Below are 20,339 nucleotides of genomic sequence, written 5' to 3' on the forward strand. Positions count from 1 at the left end.
GTCGCGATTTTTAGAAGCAACACATGCTTTTTAAAAGTACCGAAAAACGACTCCTCTTTTTAAAAAATCTCAAAAAATCAACTTAAAACTCTCCCTAAAAATGTTGAATTTCTACATCTTTGTCCTAAGCTTTTACCAGCAAAAAAAGAGAGAAATGACTTTCTCTCTTTTACCTTTCCTCTCATCTTAAACTATGAGAAGACATATTTCTAATCTGATTATTTGGCTTCAAATCCTTCTGCAACTGCATCCGCAAAGTTTTCTTCTACGATGCTTGCACAGTGATCACAGATAACTGCATGGTAGCTGCGTTCTGCTGTTGTTGGGTCGATACGACGGCAACGGTCACAAACTTCACCTGCAGCGCGTTCAACTGTAAAGGCAACATCCTCAAAGCTAACTGCTCCTTCTGGAGCTGTACCTTCAGCGATGGTCAATTCTGACACGATCAAAAGTTGAGCTACATTGCTATCCACTGCTCCAAGAAGAGTTTTCACCACTTCATTTGGATAAACTGTCAAGTGTGCTTCAAGCGATTTCCCGATAACTTTTGCATTACGCGCTTCTTCCAAGGCTTTTTGAGCTTGTCCGCGGAAATCCATGAAGGCTGACCATGTATCCAAGATTTCTTCTTGGTTGGCAAAAGTTTGAGCTTCTGGTAATTCAGACAATTGAACGAAGTCTTCAGCTTCAAACTCAAGATATGACCAGATTTCCTCTGCTGTGTGCGGAAGGATTGGTGTCAAGAGTTTGGTGATTTTCACAAGAATGTCATAGAACACAGTCTGCATTTGACGGCGTTCGAGTGATTTGGCACCTTCGATGTAAACAACGTCTTTAGCGAAGTCAAGGTAGAAGGCTGACAAATCAACGTTGATGAAGTTCACCAAGGCCTTGTAGATTGTCAAGAATTCAAAGTTGGCATAAGCATCACGAATCGTTTTCACAAGCTGGTTAAAGCGGATGGTCATGTACTTGTCAACAGAACGAAGCTCATCGTAAGCTACTGCGTCTTGAGCTGGGTTAAAGTCAGATGTGTTGGCAATCAAGAAACGAAGAGTGTTACGGATCTTACGGTAAGTTTCAGAGACTTGGCTCAAGATATCCATAGAGATACGCACGTCATTGCTTGAGTCCACACTTGTTACCCAGAGACGCAAGATTTCCGCACCAAATTGTTTTTCAACATCACTTGGAGCAATGGTATTTCCAAGAGATTTAGACATCTTCTCACCTTTACCATCAAGGGCAAAACCTTGTGACAAGATTTGTTTGTAAGGAGCAACGCCATGGTTAGCAACAGATGTGATAAGTGATGAGTTGAACCAACCACGGTACTGGTCAGAACCTTCAAGGTATAGATCTGCTGGATATTTGAGTTCTGGACGGTTGACCACTACTCCATTCCATGATGAACCTGAGTCAAACCATACGTCCATGATATCTGTTTCTTTCTTGAACTCGCCATTTGGTGAACCTGGATGAGTAAATCCTTCTGGCAAGAGGTCCTTAGCATCACGTTCCCACCAGATGATAGAACCGTGTTCCTCAAAGAGTTGAGCTACATGTTCAATAGTCTCAGCAGTCATGATTGGCGTTCCGTCTTCAGCATAGAAGATAGGAAGGGGAACTCCCCAAGCACGTTGACGAGAGATAACCCAGTCGCCACGGTCACGAATCATATTGTAAAGACGAACTTTACCCCATTCTGAGTGGAACTTCACTTTTTCAATTTCATCCAAGATTTCTTGGCGGAATTTAGATACAGAGGCAAACCACTGTGGAACAGCACGCCAGATGATTGGTTTCTTGGTACGCCAGTCAAATGGGTATGAGTGAGAAATTTCTTCCTGAGCAAGGAGTAAATCACCCAGTTTTTCGATAACAGTCGGCACAACCTTGTCATAGAACTGACCCGCAAATTCAGGACCAGCATTTTCCATCATAATACCGCGTTCGTTAACTGTTACAGCAACTTCAAGGCCGTTGGCAACACCGACATTGTAGTCGTCCTCACCAAAACCAGGGGCTGTATGGACAATACCAGTACCAGAGTCAGTCGTAACGTGGTCACCAAGGATCACCAACTCATCTACAGCTGTATCCCATGGGTGGACTGTCACAATGTGATTCAATTCTTGACCACGGTAGGTCGCCAAGACTTGAACATCCGCCCAACCAAATTTCTCAGACAAACTGTTCAACAATTCTGAAGCAACTACAAACTTACGAGATTCACCAGCTGGTTGAACGACTACGTAGTCAATATCTGCTCCAACTGTCAAACCACGAGATGCTGTGATGGTAAAAGGAGTTGTTGTCCATACAACGATGTAAGTATCTGCATCTAGGACACCTTTTCCGTCTTTGACGCGGTTAGCATAGTAAAGGGAAGTTGAAAGCAAGTCATGGTATTCAATTTCCGCTTCAGCAAGAGCTGATTCAGATGACCAAGACCAGTAAACTGGCTTGGCACCACGGTAGATGTAGCCTTTCTTAGCCATTTCTCCGAAGACACGGATCTGAGCCGCTTCATAGTCCGGAGTCAAAGTCACATAAGGATTTTCCCAGTCGCCAGAAACACCCAATCGTTTAAAGTCTTCACGTTGTTTATCTACTTGAGAAAGAGCGTACTCGCGGCAAAGTTTCAAGTACTCAACCAAGTCCATTTCTTTGCGTTTAACGCCCTGTTTAGCCAAGACTTGCTCGATTGGCAATCCATGTGTATCCCAACCTGGGATGTAAGGAGCGTAAAATCCAGACATAGACTTAGAACGAACAATAATATCTTTAGAAATCTTGTTCATGGCATGTCCAACGTGGATATTTCCGTTTGCATACGGAGGTCCATCATGCAAGGTGAAATGTGGTTTTCCTTGGTTCAATTCTTGACGACGTTGGTAAAGTTTTGCTTCTTCCCATTCTTTTTGCCAAACTGGTTCTTTGGTTGGAAGACCAGCACGCATAGGAAAGTCTGTTTTCCCTAGATTGAGGGTTTCTTTAAGTTTCATTGTTACTCCTTTAATTTAAAATGACAAAATAAAAACCACGATTCGCAAAAAGGACGAAAATCGTGGTACCACCTTTGTTCGAAAAAAGACAGGGTCTCTTTTCCTCTTTTCCCGTAACGTGGGGGACGTCTAGTCTTACTGTTTTCGGACTGGATTGCTTGAGAGGATAATCTAACCACTAGGGATTGCAGGACTCTCACCATCTCCCGCTCGCTGAAAATATAGTTGGTTGGATCTTGTTCTCACATTTTTTTATAGGATAAGAACAGATTCTTTGTTTGCATCGTCCTCAGTTGTTGCAGTAGCTTCTACTTCAACTGACTCTTCATGCTGGTCACTTTCTTCTGTCTGTTGATTTTGTTGAGCTTCAAACTCAGCTAATTCTTTGTTGCCAGCCTCGATACGAGCTTGTAATTCAGCAACCTCTTCTGGTGTGAATTGACGAGTCATATCAATAGGTTCTTCCTCTGGTTGTAAAGATACAGTTTCACCAAGAACTTCACCCACCACTTCTTTAAAGGCTTCATCACTTGTCTGAAGGTAAGTAGCTGTTGGGCGAAGAATATCTTCCCAATCAGATGACTCAACAATTGCTAACTGACTTTCAATCGTAGACTTGAGGCGTTGATGGAATACGCGGCTCTTGTTCTTCAACTCTTCTGTCTCAACAGCCACTCTCTTCGCATTATCTGTTGCCTGACGGAGAATTTCATTTGCCTTGTATTTCGCTTCTTCAAGCAAACGCTGAGCGTCCTGTTCAGCTTGTTGAATAATATTGTTTGAACGTTCTTGAGCAGCTTGTTTGACACGCTCAGCTGTATCTTGAGCAATCAAAACTGACTGACTCAAGGAATCCTTCATCTCATCGAAGTATGACAAACGTTCTTCCAAACTTTTGATGTGTGTCTCTTTATCGTGATTACTACGAACCAAGTCTTCATAATCACGAACAACGATATCAAGAAACTCGTCTACTTCTTCTGGGTCAAAACCTCTAAATCTTGTGCCAAAGGTTTTATCTTTAATTTCTAACGATGTAATTGGCATACTTTTCCTCACTTACTTAATAAAAAATAGAATCATTAATTGCTTCTGGTTCTTGCTCGCTTGTTACTGTTCTCTTAGGAATATCATTCGTATAATAGGAAAGACGTTCTTCTAGTTTTTTGATATAGAGTTCAGTTTCATCTTTGTATCGAATCATCTCCTCTAATTCAAAGTAAATCTTATCTAGAAAGAGGTCAACTTCTTCCTGATTGTAGCCTCTGAATGTTCTTGAGAAAGCTTTATCACTTATTTCTTGTGGTGTAATCGACATATTTTTTCTCACTTGCTTAAAAGTAGCCGGACTGTTAGTTTTTTCTTATCCTTTTTGGTCTGACCATTGTCTTTGACAATTTTTAGACGACCAAACTTTCTCACACTGATCAAATCCCCAACTGCAACCTGGTAGTCACTTTTTTCAACCACATGATAGTTTACCTGGACAGATTTTTTTTCTATCAGTTGACTAGTTTGATTTCTAGATAATTTCAAGGCACTTGATAAGAGGGCATCCAATCGAAAACTCGAAACTAAAATTTCTCGTTCTCTATAATCAATTTTAGACAAAATCCTATCGGTAAAAGGACATTCCTCCAGCGATACAGGAAGTCTGCCAATCTTTCTTATTCCATCCTGAAAAAGAGGAATGAAATCACGATTGACAAAAATCTGTGCTCTCTTTTCATCTACCAAGATATCACCAAATAATTTACGGTCAATTCCTAGTTGGTTGATAATTGTTCCCAATATTTTTCCATGACTCAGTTGTTCAAACTTACTCGGATAGCAAATTTCCAACAAGGCCATTTCAAAGTCTGATATCTCCGGTTCAAAGTAATCTGGATAGAGAAGAACACGAACCGACTCCGTCGGAAGAAAATCACCACTACTTTGGCAACCCAGTCCACATGTCCCAGCTAGCACCCTCAAGATCTGTTCCTGATGGGGATTGATAAAAGGAGTAAGTACCGGCGCATAGGTATCTTCCACCCGCTTGATCCACTCTAATCCCTTATCAATAAAGGGAATATCATCTTGGGAAAAATGCTGATAAATGGCTCGATTTACTGTCATAGTAATAGGACTAGTCGTGTTAAGAGATTTCCAACAAATTGAATCAGAATCAGCGCTGCCCAAACCGTAAAATCAAGACCAGCAAATTGTAGATTGAGCTTACGAAGGGGCTCAATAACTGGGCGAGCAAGTCTGATGACTAAGCGTCCTAGCTGGCTTTCATAGGCATTTGGAAACCATGAAAGAAGAGCAAATGCAACGAGAATGATGGAATAAATGCTAACCGCATTTTGGATTAAACGGATTAAGAAAATCATTATCTTGCTCTATTTCGTTTAATATCAAAACCAAACTCAGCGCTTTGTGATTCATCTGGAAGCTTGATATCTTCAATATTCACGACAACGTTGACAGGCGTCAATAGATACATCGTGCTTGCAACTTTTTTCATATTTCCAGCCAAGACATGACGGGCCCCATCCAAGTAATCAAGGCAACGACGGGCTTGTACTTCTGTCATGTATTGGAAATCAATCAAAATACTTTCATTTCCAGCCAACAAATCTACAATCTCAGTTGCATCTTCATATTTTCTTGGATAGCGAACGTCAATTGTCACTTTCTCATCTGAACGATGGCTTTGCATTGCCAATTCTTGCTGACGCGCATGAAGACGAGTAATATTTGCATCTTTTGCTGATCCTGACTGAGCAGGTGCTGGTAATTCTTTAGAAGATGAGATGGCTGGGCTAACTGTTTCCTCTTGTTGAATCTGGTAGTTAGTCGTTTCTTCTCCGTCTTCTGTAAAATAATCTATAAATTTATCGAATCTATCTTTTAAAGACATAGCTCTCTCCTATTTAAAAAATGCTGTACCGATTCGAACAAAGGTTGAGCCGAACTGAATCGCTTCTTTAAAATCACGACTCATTCCCATGCTTAGCTCTGTCATCGGCATATTAGGGATTTGTTTTTCTCTAATTTCTGCTTGCAGAGCCTGCGTATCCTTGAAAATTTCTTTCAAATCATCACTGTCTGCCTCAAAAGGAGCCATGGTCATTAAACCAACATACTCAATCTGATCTAACTTCGCCAATTCTGGCAAAAGTTCTAGCAATTCTTCTTTTGAAAACCCATGCTTGCTTTCTTCCCCAGAAATATTGACCTGCAAGAAACACTTGATAACATGATCTGTTCTCTTTTGAATTTCCTGGGCTAACTTCAGGGAGTCTAAAGCATGAAAGTAATCCACATATGGGATTACTTCTTTCACTTTCCGTCTCTGTAGTGTTCCTATTAAATGCCAAGTAACTGGGTAATCTTTCAAGGCCTGATATTTTTCTAAAAATTTATCGACTCGATTTTCACCTATATGACGGACACCAAGCGGAAGCAAGGCTTCCGCTGTTTGTACATCTACATACTTTGTCACTGCGATTACTGAAACAGCATCTAGAGCACGGTTGGCTTCTTGACTAGCATCAGCTATTTGCTGAAAAACTAATTCAGTATTTTTTTTCAAATTCATTGATTAACGGTTTTTGAAGAATGGAGGTGTATCCAATTCATCTTCATCTTGTGAAACTGGTGTTTCGAAGCGTTCTACCGGTGAAACAACTGGATCTGTTTGGCGAACAATTGACTCACGACGCAAGTCCCAGTCTCCAAAAGCAGACGCTTGGTTTGTTTCAAAACGACGTGGGCTTGATTTAGGCAATTCTGCTGTTTCTTCCAAGTCGAATTGACGGTCAAATGTGTGTGCTTGTGGCGCTTTAGTTGATGGACGTCCAACTGGTTGGTTGTTACGAGCTCCAACTACTTTTTCCACTCGCTCTTGACGAACACCTGTCGCTACAACAGTAACACGGATTTCATCCTTCATGCTTTCGTCAATTGATGTTCCAAGCCAGATGTTTACACCTTGGCCAGCTGCTTGGTTGACGATTTCTGAAGCTTCTTCTGCTTCAATCAAAGTCAAGTCAAGACCACCAGTAACGTTGACGATGACATCCTCTGCACCATCGATAGTTGTTTCAAGAAGTGGAGAGTAAATTGCTTTACGAGCCGCTTCAACAACGCGTTCTTCACCACTACCGATACCGATACCCATAAGGGCATTCCCTTTGTTGGCCATTACAGTTTTCACGTCAGCAAAGTCAAGGTTAATCAATCCTGGGTTCGTGATCAAGTCAGTAATCCCTTGAACACCTTGGCGAAGAACGTTATCTGCTTCGCTAAGAGCTTCAAGAAGTGGCGTTTTCTTATCAACGATTTCAAGCAAGTTGTTGTTAGAGATAATCAACAAAGTATCAACATGCTCGCGAAGTTCGTTGATTCCTTCTACAGCGTACTGGCCACGTTTGCTTCCTTCAAATCCGAAAGGACGTGTCACGACACCAACTGTAAGAGCACCAAGATCTTTAGCGATACGTGCAATGACAGGGGCTGCACCTGTACCAGATCCACCACCCATACCAGCAGTGATAAAGACCATGTCTGCTCCAGTGATAGCTTCCGTCAAAGCTTCTTCACTTTCTTCTGCAGCTTTACGTCCAACTTCCGGACGCCCTCCAGCACCCAAACCACGAGTCAATTTTGGACCAAGTTGGATAACTGTTTCTGCTTTCGTACTGCTAAGGGCTTGTACATCAGTGTTGGCTGCGATAAATTCTACACCAGCAACACCTTCGTCAACCATGCGGTTGATGGCGTTACCACCACCACCACCGACACCAATTACCTTAATAACTGCGCCTTGAGCTGCTGCTGTATCAAATGAAAATGTCATAATTTCTTATCCTCTTTTATTCATCAAACATGCTTCCGATCAAACCACGGAAACGTTCTGTTAGCTTCGGTTTACTTTGAGAACTTGCTTGGAATTCTTCCTTGGGAGCAACTGGAGCTTCCTGCACAGTTTCAGCTGGAGCTGCTTGTGCTGGACTTGGTTGCGCTACTGGATTCAAACGTTGATTTGGAATGCCAAAGTTGATTGGTTTTTGACGAAGGAATTCATCTCCTTTAACTGCTTTTTGAGCAAGAAGATTGACTTCAGTCAATTTACCAGCAAACTCAGACAAGCTAATCACGTGCGCAAATGCAGGGTTGCGAATTCCAACTTGATTTGGTACATAAAGTTTTACGCGAACACCAAATACTTCTTGGGCTAATTCAACAATTCCTGGCAAAATTGCATTTCCACCGATAAGGACGATACCTCCAGGTAAATCTAACAAGTGTCTTCTTTCCAACTCTTGTTTGATTTGGTCAAAGATATGTTTGATACGTGCTGAGATAATTTCTGCCAAGTAGCTTTCTGTTACTTCAACAGGTTCTACTTCACCAATTACTTCAACTTGGAAAGTTTCGTTACTTGCAAGTGGAACGTAAGCTTCACCATAGTTCAGTTTCAAACTTTCTGCAATTTTTTGAGATGTTTTCAAGACTTTAGAAATGTCTTTAGTAACGTAATCTCCACCTTCTTGGTAGATGTTAGTGAACTGCAATTCTTGGTTGCGGATAGTCGCTACAGTAGTTTGACCTCCACCCATATCGATGACAGTCGCACCAAATTCGCGTTCACCTTCATTGAGAACGGAGTTCACGATTGCCAAAGGTGAAATAATCACATTATCAACATGAATGCCTACACGCTCAACTGTCTTGCGAAGATTGTGTAGAATCGTACGAGGACCTGTGTAAAGCAGACCACGCATTTCCAAGCGAACACCCATCATACCACGAGGGTCACGGATGCCTTGGAATCCATCCACGATGAATTCTTCTGGAATAAAGGTAATCACTTCACGGTCAGGAGTCATGCTCTTTGTCAAAGCTGATTTGACAACATTTTCAACATCTTGATCTGTGATTTCTTTAGTATCTGAAGTGACAGGAATCATTCCTTGTGTTGGTTCAACCTGCAAGAGGTTTGCTGGAAGGCCAACGTTAACAGACTTAATAGAAATACCCGCTTTCTCTTCTGCCTGTGTGATTGCAGATTTGATTGCTGAAGCAGCTGCTTCAATATCAACAATAATTCCGTCTTTTACACCTTTACTTTTGGCATTACTAACACCAATTACATTTACTTCGCCATCTCTATGCTCAGCTACTAGCACTTTAATCGAGCTAGTTCCGATATCTAAGCCTGTAAAAAAACCATCTCTAGTCATTACATCGCATCCTCTCTGTCTTCCAAGTTTCTCACTTCTATTTAATAACTATGTTTGGGCATAGCTATTCAAAGAATATTATAACACAAAAAATCCAATCGTGCTTAGTTTTTGATAAAATTCCTGCATGTTTTTTGAGAAAATTCTAGAAAAATTCTTCTTCTAAGAGATTTTTTGAAGTTAACGTTCACAATTTTCTTTTTGCTTCTTAAAAACCCAAAAAAGAGAAGATCATTTTAGATCTTCTCTTGAATAAATTCTTCCGATTTTTGTTGTAAAAAATTTTCTACTAATTTCCCTGTTAAGAGAATTGCTATCACGATAACAGTCGAAACAATGAGATAATTTAAGGGCTGGCCGAAACTTCCAACAAGTGGTGGTTTACTCAAAAATCCATAGTCCCCACCTACAACTAAGTTGACAACCCATATCAAACCATTTAAGGCGAAGGTAATCACCACCACATTCTTCAAATCGAGAAGGGAAGGTTGATAGTTTCTAAACAAGTATAGGAGCGCATTTCCTAAAAGGGCAACATGTCCGATAATGAAGGACAAAATGGTCACGTGTGGAAATGGGTAGGGATCAAAGAGTGGGTAAGCCAGTGCTGCTGTTGCTCCAAAAGTTCCTAAAAGGGCAAAGTACTGTTTGTACTTGGATGTCCCTGGAATTAAGAGCATCACAAACATGGCGATACGGCAATGATAGAAGGGCAAACTTTCTGACAGAGGCATGAGATTGCCCCAATACCAGCTATACAGAACAATCAGTTGAACAGACTGAAGGATCTGAATAAAACGCTGGTAAGCCACTTTATCGCGAAAACGATAAGAAGCATAGAAAGTAAGAGCCAGTAAACATAACAAACCAATGTACCAGTGGAGTTCAAACTGGGGCGGTTCTGATATCTGTGTGGTAAATAATTTATCCCACAAATTCATATTCTATTCCTCGTTCATCTAGCTAGAGGCAGTAAAAAATTCACTTTCCCCAGCTTTTAAATTTTTTGAAAAACTTGATTCCATGCCATGCATAGAATACTTGCGTCTTAAATTCGCAACCTATTATATCATTTGTATTGCAGAAATGCACCTTGCAGATACCCTTTTTTGATTTGTCAACTTCTCTAGCATAAACTAATCAACATATTGGTCTCTTTGTCCTTTATAAACTTGCCAAAGAATCTCCATTTGCTCCTTGGTGATGCGTTTTTCAGATAAGACTGGCAATTGGTCAATGGCAAAAAATTGAAGCTCAGCAATTTCTTGATTCTCTTGAAATTGTCCATCAAGAAGTTGGCATTCCAAGACAAACTTTGCATATTGTTTGCTCTGTAGTTGGAAACGATTGGTATCAAAAACTGCAAGTAACCTTTCAGCTTTTGCTTTAAAACCAGTTTCTTCTTCAATTTCTTTGAGAATATTTTCGGTTGGAGAGTAGCCGACTTCACCAAAACCACCTGGCAAAGCCCAACTATCCTCTCCTTTTCCTCTAACTAAACAGACTTTTTCATCCTCAACAATCCAAGCACGGACGTCCATCAGAGGAGTTGCATAAGCGGACGTTGGTTTCAAGACTTCTGCCACTTCTTCTGCATCGAGGTCTGATACCTGATTCAACATTTCAGATAACAGGATTCGCAAGTCCTCGTAGCGCTCTCGGTCGAAAGGATCTTTTGTAAAGGTTAATCCAGTATCCGTAATGGCTAACATTCTTTGCAGATACTTGGTAAAATCACTTGCATTCATTTTCTAAACTTTCTACCAGCTTGGCTAGATTCATGGAGTTCGATCCTTTGAGCAAAATTTGGTCATTGGCTCCAAAGCTTTCCTTAACCTGCTTGACTAGGTCTTCAAATTGGTCCTCATCGGCTGTTTTCTTGAAGTAGAAAACGTGACCGATTGGAAACATTTGACTGGCAAGTTGTGCCAATTCGGCAATGTCTTCTCCATAGAAAATAACGGTATCCAGCACATCTGGCGATAGGCTTAAAATCATCTGGTTATGGAGTTGGACTGACTGGTCGCCGAGTTCCTTCATGTCTGCCAAGACAGCGATTTTCTTGCCCCCTTCATTAGCTGGAATGGCAGAGAATGTCTCCAAAATCAACTTCATAGCAGTTGGATTGGCATTGTATACGTCAGACAGAATATCTGCTCCATTGGCTGCCTTCTTCCACTCAGTACGATTGCGGGTCAATTCTAGGTTCTGAAAGGCCTGACGAATTTGCTCCTCTGAAACTCCTTCTTGTAGAGCCACATAAGCAGCAATCATAGCATTGGTGGCATTGTACTTACCTGTCACTGGCAAATCGAGGGCTTGTCCCAAGAAATTGGCCTTAAAGGTCAGACTATTCTTGCGCTCAACCAAGTCTGTGATTTCCAGCTCTGCTCCTGGCCCAAAACGAACCACCTTTTTATCTGTAGGCAAGTAGTCCTCTACAATCGAGTCAGCTGGTGCCAAAAGCAAAGAACCTGGTGCCATACCATCTGCAATCTGCATTTTTCCTTTGGCAATCTCAGAACGGTCTTTGAAAAAGGCCAAATGAGCCTCTCCAACCAAGGTCACAATGGCTGTCTTAGGATGAGCCAATTCAGACAAGAGATGGATATCCCCCAAGTGATCCTGCCCCATTTCCAAGACCAATTTTTCAGTATCATCTGGCATATGAAGAACTGTGTAAGGAAGACCAATCTCGTTATTGTAATTGCCCTGAGTTTTGTAGGTCTTGTAGGTTGTTGATAATAAATGTGCCAACATATCCTTGGTCGTCGTTTTTCCATTTGAACCCGTTACGGCAAAGACATCAACAGCCGTTTTCTCAAGATAGTAGGCGGCTAGTTGTTGAAAGGCAATCAAAACGTCAGCTACTAGAATGTAGGGATGATTTGCAACCTCTTTCTCAGACAAGGTTACTGCTGCACCATTTTCAAAAGCTGTTTCGATAAAGTCATGACCATCGCGCGCACCTTTGAGTGGCACAAACAAATCACCTGTCCCAATCAAACGACTGTCAAACTCAGCTTTTTCTATCTGGGTGTCCTCAAAGATGCTGACATCATTTTTAGCCCCAACAGCTTGGGCAACTTCATGGATTGTTAATTTCATTTCTACTCCTTTAAAAAGGGTTGAAGTCCGAGAACTCGACTCACCTTGCAGTGATAGTTCCGGCTTCTACCCTCTCTTTCATTTTATAGCAAATGCGCTTCGCGCTTGTCAAAACTTTGCTTAGCAAGGTCAACCAAACGCTCGATTAGTTCTGGGTAGCTGATTCCCATATTGTCCCAAAGTAGTGGATACATAGACCACTGGGTAAAACCTGGCATGGTATTGAGCTCGTTTAGGAAAATTTCGCCCTTATCTGTATAGAAGAAATCACAACGAGACAGACCGAGGCCACCAATCGCACGGAAGGCAGTTTCTGCATTTTGACGCATGATAGCTACCACATCATCACTGATTTTAGCCGGGATATCCATGGTAATCTTGTTATCGATGTATTTGGCATCATAGTCATAAAAGGCAACATCCTTAACCACTTCACCAGGAAGCGTGCTCTTAACATCGTAATTGCCCAAAAGACCAACCTCGATTTCACGGGCATTCACCCCTTGCTCTACCAAGACACGGCTGTCATATTGGAAGGCAAGTTCCAAAGCTTGGCGGAGTTCTTCTTGATTTTCAGACTTAGAAATACCGACACTAGAACCCATGTTTGACGGCTTCGTGAAGACTGGGTAAGTCAATTTTTCTTCAACTTCAGCGATTTTAGCAGTCACATCGTCCCCTTCGACGATAGCCACATAAGGTACTTGGGCAATCCCGACAGATTCTAAAACACGCTTGGTCGTGATTTTATCCATGGCAAGACTAGATGACAAGATATTGCAGCCAACATAAGGCATTTTCAAAACTTCAAGGAATCCTTGAACAGAGCCATCTTCTCCCATAGGACCATGAAGAACTGGAAAGACCACTGCACCTTCTTCATAGATGGCACTTGGCGCGATTTTCTTGTTCCAGTCAATAGTCGCATTGGTCATGAGACGATCCTCTTGACCTGGAGTCTGGCTAAATTCTTGTGTTTTGATAAAGTCACCTGACTGGCTGATGAAGAAAGTCTTGACTGTAAAACGGTCGTAGTTGATCGCACGCATAACACTTTCAGCTGAAAGGACAGAGACTTCACGCTCTGCACTACGCCCACCATATAAAAGAATAATCGTTTGTTTCATATTGCTTGTCCTAATTCTAATAGAATACTCGTTCTTTAGTATATCATATTTGCTTCTTTTTTGAAACTTGTATCTAAAAAAGCCCTCATTTGAGAGCTGAAACTTTACCGATCCACCACTTGAGCTTCAAAGTAAGCTGGTTTGTCGTCTACATTGGTGATGGTGATCGTGTAGGACTTGTTATTGGTTACATAAAAAACATTCTCCCCTTGGTAGCTGACAACAATCCCATTCTTTACCAAATGAATACCTTTTTAATTGTTTGGAAGCTCTTTATCATCATACCTTTTTGGAGCTCTATCTATTCTGCAAAATTTCGTTCTCTTTCCTTTTTCTACGCTGACCCGACCACCTGATAAACTGCAACAATACTATCATACGAAGAATCAAATAGACCAAACGAAGGATTTTCATCTTTCCAAGAGCTGATAAGAAGTTTTTCCTTGCATTCCCCACTTCTTGAACTAACTGTTCAACCGTCTTACCTGTTTCCTCTTCAATAGCAACTGCATTCTTTGAAATCAAATAATATTTTTGTTCTAATCTGCTGATATAGGCTTTGGAAATTGGCTCGTCTAAGAAAAAATATACTCTATCAGCATATTCATCCTGAGACAGCGTATAGTAAACTTCAGCTTCACTCTCCCATTTTTTAGGAAAACTAGTTATTCTAATATTTCCATAGTCTAAATGCATCATTCCATCTAAAACGTCATTAGTCCATTCTTCCGCATAATGGTATAATTTCATTTTCTTATCTACCATTGGCCAAACTATAACATACCGACTATGCATGAATTCCTTAGTTAATGCAGAATTACTTGCCAAACTGGTCGCACTAATCTCATATACTGACCAAATAAGAACTAAGAGCATTAAGACAGCTTGAGTTGGTTTGTTTTTATAATATTTTTTCATTTTATTTAACATTTTACTCTCCAACTGCGGGATTAGGTTTATCTAAATCTTTTTTGACATTTTGACTAGTATTCGCCACTAGATCCTTTCTTGCATATTCGAAAGAAACAAGCTGATTGTTACTTTCAAAGCAAATAAGTCTCCTTTACTAAACAATTGCAACTACTGAGGCCTAGTTTACGGTTCCTAAATCTACCGATCCACCACTTGAGCTTCAAAGTGCGCCGGTTTGTCGTCTACATTGGTGATGGTAATCGTGTAGGACTTGTTATTGGTTACATTAAATACTTTTTCCCCTTTGTAACTGACAACAATTCCATCCCGTACTAAATTAATGTCCTTTTGATTGTTTGGAAGCTCTTCATCATCATTTTCTGAATGATTTCTTCTAAAAAGTTTTTGTTCTTCAACACCATAAAAAATATCGCTATCCATCTCAAACCAAACTTTTTTACCTGATAATTTAAGCTTATTAGTGTCATTTTTTTTCAAGATTAATTCTAAGTAGTATTCTACATCATGTGTCCGAGGATTTACTGTAAAGTTAGCCGACTCTCCTGGTTGCAGAGTATACTTACCAAGATTTTGTGCCCATAGATTAAAGAAAAAAATGGCCGCCAAAACTACAACAAGTGTTAAACTACAACCTAAATTCCAATTTGATTTTCTCTTCAAGTTCATTTGTAACTCTCCTTATAGTCATTAATTCAGTCTTGAATCATCTTAGCATCTCCTGGATTATCTCCATAATTTCCATTAATAATGTTCTCTAAATATTTCAAAGGATTCTTATCTGACCATCCCTGAGCCACTCCTGCCCCAACTTTCAAATATGCATCACTCGATTCTAAGTAACCTTTACCAACATAGCCAAAGAGATAATTTCCCAAATAATCAGACTTCATCCCTTGTTTCCACTTTCGTCCCCAGAGTGAGAACGGATATTCTTCTCTGTATGTTCGGTTTTTTAAGTCTAGCGGTTTATTAGAATTAACCAAATCTATAAATGTTCCATTGTCTCCAATCTCATTTCCTATAGCAATCGAATTATCGACTCTTCCATTATCACCAGGGCTTTTCCATTTTCCAACTTATCTAAGATTTCTGGTATTCTTTATGCAAATCCTTAGCTTTCTTAGAAGAATCATATTTTGCACTCTCAATCTTCACATCCTTCATCTTCTGCACCCAGCTCATGTCCACACCGTCCGCATAGTAGTTGCCATCACAATTGACGAGGTATGGGGAATTTACACAAATAGATTCCTAGTAATCACTAAAAAAGGAAACTCTGGAAATGAATAGTCCTCACGAAGTATAGAACTAAAAGAAAAAAGGGGAGTGTAAAATTGGTAACTTAAGTTTTACAAAGAAAAGAAGACAAGAATAAAGCTATCAAAGTGAAAAAATAATCATTTTTTCTTCATTTTACTTTTCTAGTTTCCTCTATTCACCTGTCACCTGCGCTTCAAATCTAATGTCTCTGTCTGAAATATTCGTTATTTTTATTTGTTTTGCGTTTGGAATCTCAAATTCCCAAGATTCTTTAGATTGAAAAACTACACCTTTTTCTGATAAATATATACTATTATTTGTATCGTTTTCTTTTATTTTTGTTGGGATATTACTTGACGATGAGTAGATTTCGCTAATTTCTTGCTTCAAAACATCATAGTTAGTCCCTAAAAGGTTTCCTTCTCCCTTCTGCCACCATGAGGTTTTCCCAGATAATTCTAATTTCCCACCAGAAATCTTAGATAGATATAATTTTGGAGTAAATTCCTTTTGTTTTGAGGTCGGAACTTTTAAAACTATGGAATCCCCTGGTTTCAAGGTATAACTCGCATTTTTGAAATACAAATAAATATAATAGGAAAACACAATCGCTACAATAGCAACTATTCCAGAACATCCTAGATTCCATTTATTAAATTGTTTTCTTTTATTTTTCACGCGTACTTCTCCCCATTCTTCGTCAGAAACTCAGATTGAGACATATCACTAATCTGCTCCAAGATCCTCTCTCCAAATATCCTTGTCGGTCACATCAACCCAATTTTTGGGGCTAAAGCGACTAGAGTAGATGGAGGTCCAGTTTACCGATCCACCACTTGAGCTTCAAAGTGTGCCGGTTTGTCGTCTACATTGGTGATGGTGATCGTGTAGGGAGTTTCTTCCGTCACCCCAAATACTTCCTTTATCTCCCCTTGAACCACTATACCATCACTTTCTAAATAGATACTTTTACTCTTATCATTTGGTAAGTCTTTACGCTCGGTTTTGTCTTTTAAAAAAATTAGCTCCGTTATTGTTTGCTTTTCAACATTATAGACTATATTACTGTCTTTCATTCCCCAACCTTTTCGACCGGACAATTTTAACTTCGCATCATCTAATTTTTTAAAATGTAGTTCCGAATTATACTCTAGCTGATCTGTATTGGGATAAACTCTCAATTGAACACTTTGACCAGGTTGCAGAGTGTAATTACCAGCATTTAAAACCACACAAATAAAAACTGCCGCAAACGAACCATACAACAATCCGATGATCATTCTTGAGAGACTGCTTTTAAAGTGCCGTAAAAGTAGAAATAAAGACACAATAAATAACACGGGTGTTAGCATTTTAGTTTTCCTCTCTCATCACTATTAAAATCCAGAAGAACTGTGGCCTTCAATCCCTCCTTAAAAGAGAGTATATTTTCCAACCCAAAAGAAAGCAGACCAAAGCTATCGAATAGTAGAAAATTTTCTGAAGCAAATGATTTAAAACTATCTTTCTCATCTGATTCACAACTGTATATAACTGATTCATCGCATTGTCCGAGCGTTGTTCCCAAACGGTCACTGAAGAACCTGTGTTACTTTCAATCACAGCTTGATTTTCACTTGCTAATTTCAAATATCTCCCAGCATGATACAACCGCTTTTCCCCATTTAACCAACTAATTTCAACACTCTTGTCTCCTTGTAATCGATTATTGTAACTGATGGATACCGCTTGATTCTCAGAAGAAATCTTACTTTCAATTTGATTATAGTCATCCACCACATAGATAAGGCCGATGTTCTTTCCATTTTCTTTTGAGGGCACTAGATGAATATGCTTATCAAGAGCATGCCAATCCTGATCATTTTTATCTTGAATCAATTTAACCATACTACTATTCACATCCATCTTAGAAAATGAAATATATTGGTAGATCGGCTTAATGATGAACAATACCATATAAAAAAGGAAAAATAGGAAAAATAGGATAGACTTACTTTTATTTCTCATTTACTGCTCCAAAGTAACTTTTTTTACAAAATATTCTTAAGAACTCTGTCATGGCAACCTGCCTTTATAAAACTATTGCCTCGCCGTTCCGTTTGTTATTCGGTTCTCCATATATCCTTAACTGTCACTTCTCCCCAATTATCTAGGCTAAAACGACTGGCATATATGGAAGTCCAGTCTGCCAAGACTTTGTGACGGAGTATTTCATCTGCTTCCCTGCGAATCTCATCGGCAGTCTTTCCATGCTCCGTTAGAAAGGCTTCTACTTGAGACTGATGATAATATCTCACGCTTTTCTCATCGTGATACCACATAAATCGTTCTAATTGCTGATTGTTTACATCGTACAGGTAATCTACATTTATGGTTGTCTCTGTATCTGGCAGTCTCAAACGCATCTCTATCCCAACTTTCGTCATCTCCTGAAATCCAAAATAAAAATAATAACCTAGAGATTGAATAGTATTTGGTAAATCTACACTTTTATAATCAATAGAATGAATAGAAATTTCTTGAGAATCGTTGTCCACAAATTTTAAACTTTTTAACTTATAAAAAGCTCGACCTTTCCATAGAAACGTATAATTGTGATAATCACTTTCTTCGTAGTATATTTCATCAAAAATATTGTGAACTCTCTGATATTTATAGTACTGAAAACCAAAGAAAGATAATAATAGAACTATTAGCAACGAAAAAATTGCAAATTTCCTCTTCTTCATCTAATCACCTCATCTCTGTCAACTCTTGATTACCTGTTTCAATATTTCGAATGAAATTATCAATACTTGGGTAATTTTTTTGTAGCTTATCTACGGTATCTTTTTCTAGTAAAATCCCTCAACACACCCCGTTGTTCATACGACATTGTGTTAAGAAAGAAGTTACTTTCTCTGGTAAACTATCCATACAAAGTCTGATACATCTTTTTCATGAAAGCCTCAAGCTCTTTTTGAACAATCTTTAATAGGCGCTCTTCTTCAGCTTGGGGGATAGTCACTCTCTCATTTTTATTTTTTTCATTTGTTTGAAAATAGGCGCTAGAAACTATATCCAAGTTCTTATCCAATTCATATAGTACACTAGTTATTTTACCATCTATCTCTATTTCAAAATAAGCAGTAACCCCCCGTCCACGATACGATATTTTCAAATCGATGTCTCCTTTTATTTCTATGGAGTCAATTCCTCCATCCAAGCGAATAGCTCCATCGGGAGGAATGACATAGCCCGCTTTACGGATGTCAGGCGCATATTTCCCTGATGCCATCAAACGTTGTAAGACGGCTATATTGTCCCTCTCTTCAAAGGAGGTTTTTAATTGCATATGTTATTGATGGTTTTGATACTGAAAGTAAAGATTCAAACCAGTAGCTAAGGCAATTACAGAACCAATCACGATTAGCATTTTTTTAAGTCCCGACATTTTTTCACCCCCTCTGTCTAAGTTATCATAGAAGTGTTGTTCATACGACATTGTGTTAAGAAAGAAGCTACTTTCTCTGGTAAACTATCCATACAAAGTCTGATACATCTTTTTCATGAAGCCATCAATCTCGCTTTGAACAATCTTTAATAGGCGCTCTTCTTCGGATTGAGAGATGTTCACACTCTCTTTTATATTTTTTTCATTTATTTGAAAATAGGCGCTAGAAACTAAATCAAAGTTCTTATCCAATTCATAGAGTACACTAGTTATTTTACCATCTATCTCTATTCTAAAATAAGCAGTAACCCCATTCCGTCCCGGATTTGAGATATCCAAATCGATGTCTCCTTTTATCTCTATGGAGTCAATTCCTCCATCCAAGCGAATAGCTCCATCAGGAGGAACGACATAGCCCGCTTTACGGATGTCAGACGCATATTTTTCTGACGCCATTAAACGTTGTAAGACGGCTATATTGTCCCTCTCTTCAAAGGAGGTTTTTAATTGCATATGTTCTTGGTGGTTTTGATACTGAAAATAAAGATTCAAGCCAGTAGCTAAGGCAATTACAGAACCAATCACGATCAGTATTTTTTTAAGTCCTGACATTTTTTCACCCCCTCTGTCTAAGTTATCATAGAAGTCTTGTTCATACAGCATTGCGTTGAGCAAGAAGCTTCTTTCTCTGGTAAACTATCCATACAAGGTTTGATATATCTTTTTCATGAAGTCATCAATCTCGCTTTGAACACTTCTCAACAAGTAATCTTCTTCGGCTTGTGAGATAGAAACAATCTCTCTTTTCCCGTTACCATTTTGCTGAGAATAGCTGGAATCAATTAAATTCAGATTTTTATCTAAAATAAAAGTTATATGTGTTTGTTTTTCATTAACCTGTGTGATGAAAAATAACTGAAAATCCTTAGCATCCTTTTTGGGAGGGCTAATTTTCAAATGTAACTCTCCTTCTATTTCTAATGGATAAATAACTCCATCCAATCGAATAGCTCCGTCAGAAGGAATAGTATATCCTGCCTTGCGGATGTCAGACACATATTTTTCTGATGACGTCAAACGATGAAGAACTTCAATTCTTTCATTTTTCTCAAAGGATTCTTTTAAAGCACTAGATTGTTGGAAATGATTGTAAGTAAAATATAAAGGAATCGCTAATAGGAACAAGGACAATACAATCAACCACTTAAACTGTTTTACTTTATCTAACATTCGC

Annotated in this window: 23 protein-coding genes and 1 pseudogene; all 24 read right to left on the reverse strand. The window is 39.3% G+C overall.

All coding sequences use genetic code 11. From position 1 onward, the window contains the following. Nucleotides 1-218: 218 nt before the first annotated feature. The 24 genes and pseudogenes from ileS to AXF18_RS00595 all read right to left on the reverse strand — a co-directional run bounded on the left by ileS (nucleotide 219) and on the right by AXF18_RS00595 (nucleotide 20,335). Nucleotides 219-3,011: an isoleucine--tRNA ligase gene (gene ileS, locus AXF18_RS00485; RefSeq protein WP_065371318.1), complete on the reverse strand. Its 2,793-nt coding sequence runs from the start codon at nucleotides 3,009-3,011 to the stop codon at nucleotides 219-221. 252 nt (nucleotides 3,012-3,263) lie between these two features. Then, on the reverse strand, nucleotides 3,264-4,058 hold the full coding sequence (locus AXF18_RS00490) for a DivIVA domain-containing protein (protein WP_001123190.1): 795 nt from the start codon (nucleotides 4,056-4,058) through the stop codon (nucleotides 3,264-3,266). A 16-nt stretch (nucleotides 4,059-4,074) separates the two neighbouring features. After that, nucleotides 4,075-4,329 (reverse strand): DivIVA domain-containing protein, encoded by a 255-nt coding sequence (locus tag AXF18_RS00495; protein ID WP_000028988.1) that lies wholly within the window; start codon nucleotides 4,327-4,329, stop codon nucleotides 4,075-4,077. Nucleotides 4,330-4,337: 8 nt separating this feature from the next. Further along, the gene (locus AXF18_RS00500) at nucleotides 4,338-5,129 is read right to left on the reverse strand and encodes an RNA-binding protein (RefSeq protein ID WP_065371319.1); all 792 of its coding nucleotides are present in this window, start codon (nucleotides 5,127-5,129) and stop codon (nucleotides 4,338-4,340) included. Then, nucleotides 5,126-5,386, reverse strand: coding sequence for a YggT family protein (locus AXF18_RS00505; RefSeq protein WP_000576501.1), 261 nt, complete (start codon nucleotides 5,384-5,386; stop codon nucleotides 5,126-5,128). Before AXF18_RS00505 ends, AXF18_RS00500 begins: the two co-directional genes overlap by 4 nt. After that, nucleotides 5,386-5,916, reverse strand: a complete 531-nt coding sequence (locus AXF18_RS00510) for a cell division protein SepF (RefSeq protein ID WP_065371320.1) — start codon at nucleotides 5,914-5,916, stop codon at nucleotides 5,386-5,388. Before AXF18_RS00510 ends, AXF18_RS00505 begins: the two co-directional genes overlap by 1 nt. A 9-nt stretch (nucleotides 5,917-5,925) precedes the next feature. After that, a complete protein-coding gene (locus AXF18_RS00515; RefSeq protein WP_065371321.1) occupies nucleotides 5,926-6,597 on the reverse strand; it encodes a YggS family pyridoxal phosphate-dependent enzyme in 672 nt (223 codons plus the stop codon). A gap of 3 nt (nucleotides 6,598-6,600) precedes the next feature. Next, nucleotides 6,601-7,857 (reverse strand): cell division protein FtsZ, encoded by a 1,257-nt coding sequence (gene ftsZ, locus AXF18_RS00520; protein WP_000144261.1) that lies wholly within the window; start codon nucleotides 7,855-7,857, stop codon nucleotides 6,601-6,603. Between the two features lie 16 nt (nucleotides 7,858-7,873). Continuing rightward, nucleotides 7,874-9,244, reverse strand: coding sequence for a cell division protein FtsA (gene ftsA, locus AXF18_RS00525; protein ID WP_000196345.1), 1,371 nt, complete (start codon nucleotides 9,242-9,244; stop codon nucleotides 7,874-7,876). A 236-nt stretch (nucleotides 9,245-9,480) separates the two neighbouring features. Further along, entirely contained in the window at nucleotides 9,481-10,185 is a 705-nt protein-coding gene (locus AXF18_RS00530; RefSeq protein WP_065371322.1) for a TIGR02206 family membrane protein, read from the reverse strand. Between the two features lie 195 nt (nucleotides 10,186-10,380). Next, on the reverse strand, nucleotides 10,381-10,992 hold the full coding sequence (locus AXF18_RS00535) for an NUDIX hydrolase N-terminal domain-containing protein (protein ID WP_065371323.1): 612 nt from the start codon (nucleotides 10,990-10,992) through the stop codon (nucleotides 10,381-10,383). Continuing rightward, nucleotides 10,979-12,352, reverse strand: coding sequence for a UDP-N-acetylmuramoyl-tripeptide--D-alanyl-D-alanine ligase (gene murF, locus AXF18_RS00540; RefSeq protein WP_065371324.1), 1,374 nt, complete (start codon nucleotides 12,350-12,352; stop codon nucleotides 10,979-10,981). Before murF ends, AXF18_RS00535 begins: the two co-directional genes overlap by 14 nt. An 83-nt stretch (nucleotides 12,353-12,435) precedes the next feature. Beyond that, nucleotides 12,436-13,479, reverse strand: a complete 1,044-nt coding sequence (locus AXF18_RS00545; protein WP_065371325.1) for a D-alanine--D-alanine ligase — start codon at nucleotides 13,477-13,479, stop codon at nucleotides 12,436-12,438. Nucleotides 13,480-13,583: 104 nt separating this feature from the next. Continuing rightward, nucleotides 13,584-13,721 (reverse strand): hypothetical protein, encoded by a 138-nt coding sequence (locus AXF18_RS10115; protein ID WP_172837204.1) that lies wholly within the window; start codon nucleotides 13,719-13,721, stop codon nucleotides 13,584-13,586. 55 nt (nucleotides 13,722-13,776) lie between these two features. After that, nucleotides 13,777-14,409, reverse strand: a complete 633-nt coding sequence (locus tag AXF18_RS00550) for a hypothetical protein (RefSeq protein ID WP_065371326.1) — start codon at nucleotides 14,407-14,409, stop codon at nucleotides 13,777-13,779. A gap of 180 nt (nucleotides 14,410-14,589) precedes the next feature. Next, nucleotides 14,590-15,078 (reverse strand): hypothetical protein, encoded by a 489-nt coding sequence (locus AXF18_RS00555; protein WP_049549967.1) that lies wholly within the window; start codon nucleotides 15,076-15,078, stop codon nucleotides 14,590-14,592. 26 nt (nucleotides 15,079-15,104) lie between these two features. Further along, complete coding sequence (locus AXF18_RS09815; RefSeq protein WP_158084955.1) at nucleotides 15,105-15,395, reverse strand: polymorphic toxin type 44 domain-containing protein; 291 nt, start codon at nucleotides 15,393-15,395, stop codon at nucleotides 15,105-15,107. 448 nt (nucleotides 15,396-15,843) lie between these two features. Next, on the reverse strand, nucleotides 15,844-16,350 hold the full coding sequence (locus AXF18_RS00565) for a hypothetical protein (RefSeq protein WP_000792138.1): 507 nt from the start codon (nucleotides 16,348-16,350) through the stop codon (nucleotides 15,844-15,846). A 143-nt stretch (nucleotides 16,351-16,493) separates the two neighbouring features. Then, nucleotides 16,494-17,024, reverse strand: a complete 531-nt coding sequence (locus AXF18_RS00570; RefSeq protein WP_000957423.1) for a hypothetical protein — start codon at nucleotides 17,022-17,024, stop codon at nucleotides 16,494-16,496. A 49-nt stretch (nucleotides 17,025-17,073) separates the two neighbouring features. Then, nucleotides 17,074-17,559: a hypothetical protein gene (locus AXF18_RS00575; RefSeq protein ID WP_239831358.1), complete on the reverse strand. Its 486-nt coding sequence runs from the start codon at nucleotides 17,557-17,559 to the stop codon at nucleotides 17,074-17,076. A 215-nt stretch (nucleotides 17,560-17,774) separates the two neighbouring features. Next, on the reverse strand, nucleotides 17,775-18,401 hold the full coding sequence (locus AXF18_RS00580) for a TipC family immunity protein (RefSeq protein ID WP_065371328.1): 627 nt from the start codon (nucleotides 18,399-18,401) through the stop codon (nucleotides 17,775-17,777). 179 nt (nucleotides 18,402-18,580) lie between these two features. Next, a pseudogene (locus tag AXF18_RS00585) lies at nucleotides 18,581-19,105 on the reverse strand (thiol-disulfide isomerase). Nucleotides 19,106-19,189: 84 nt separating this feature from the next. Continuing rightward, nucleotides 19,190-19,717, reverse strand: a complete 528-nt coding sequence (locus AXF18_RS00590) for a hypothetical protein (protein WP_049550306.1) — start codon at nucleotides 19,715-19,717, stop codon at nucleotides 19,190-19,192. An 84-nt stretch (nucleotides 19,718-19,801) separates the two neighbouring features. After that, complete coding sequence (locus AXF18_RS00595; protein WP_049550281.1) at nucleotides 19,802-20,335, reverse strand: hypothetical protein; 534 nt, start codon at nucleotides 20,333-20,335, stop codon at nucleotides 19,802-19,804. Nucleotides 20,336-20,339 lie beyond the last annotated feature (4 nt).

The organism is Streptococcus sp. oral taxon 064 (assembly GCF_001683375.1).
GTDB lineage: Bacteria > Bacillota > Bacilli > Lactobacillales > Streptococcaceae > Streptococcus > Streptococcus oralis_S.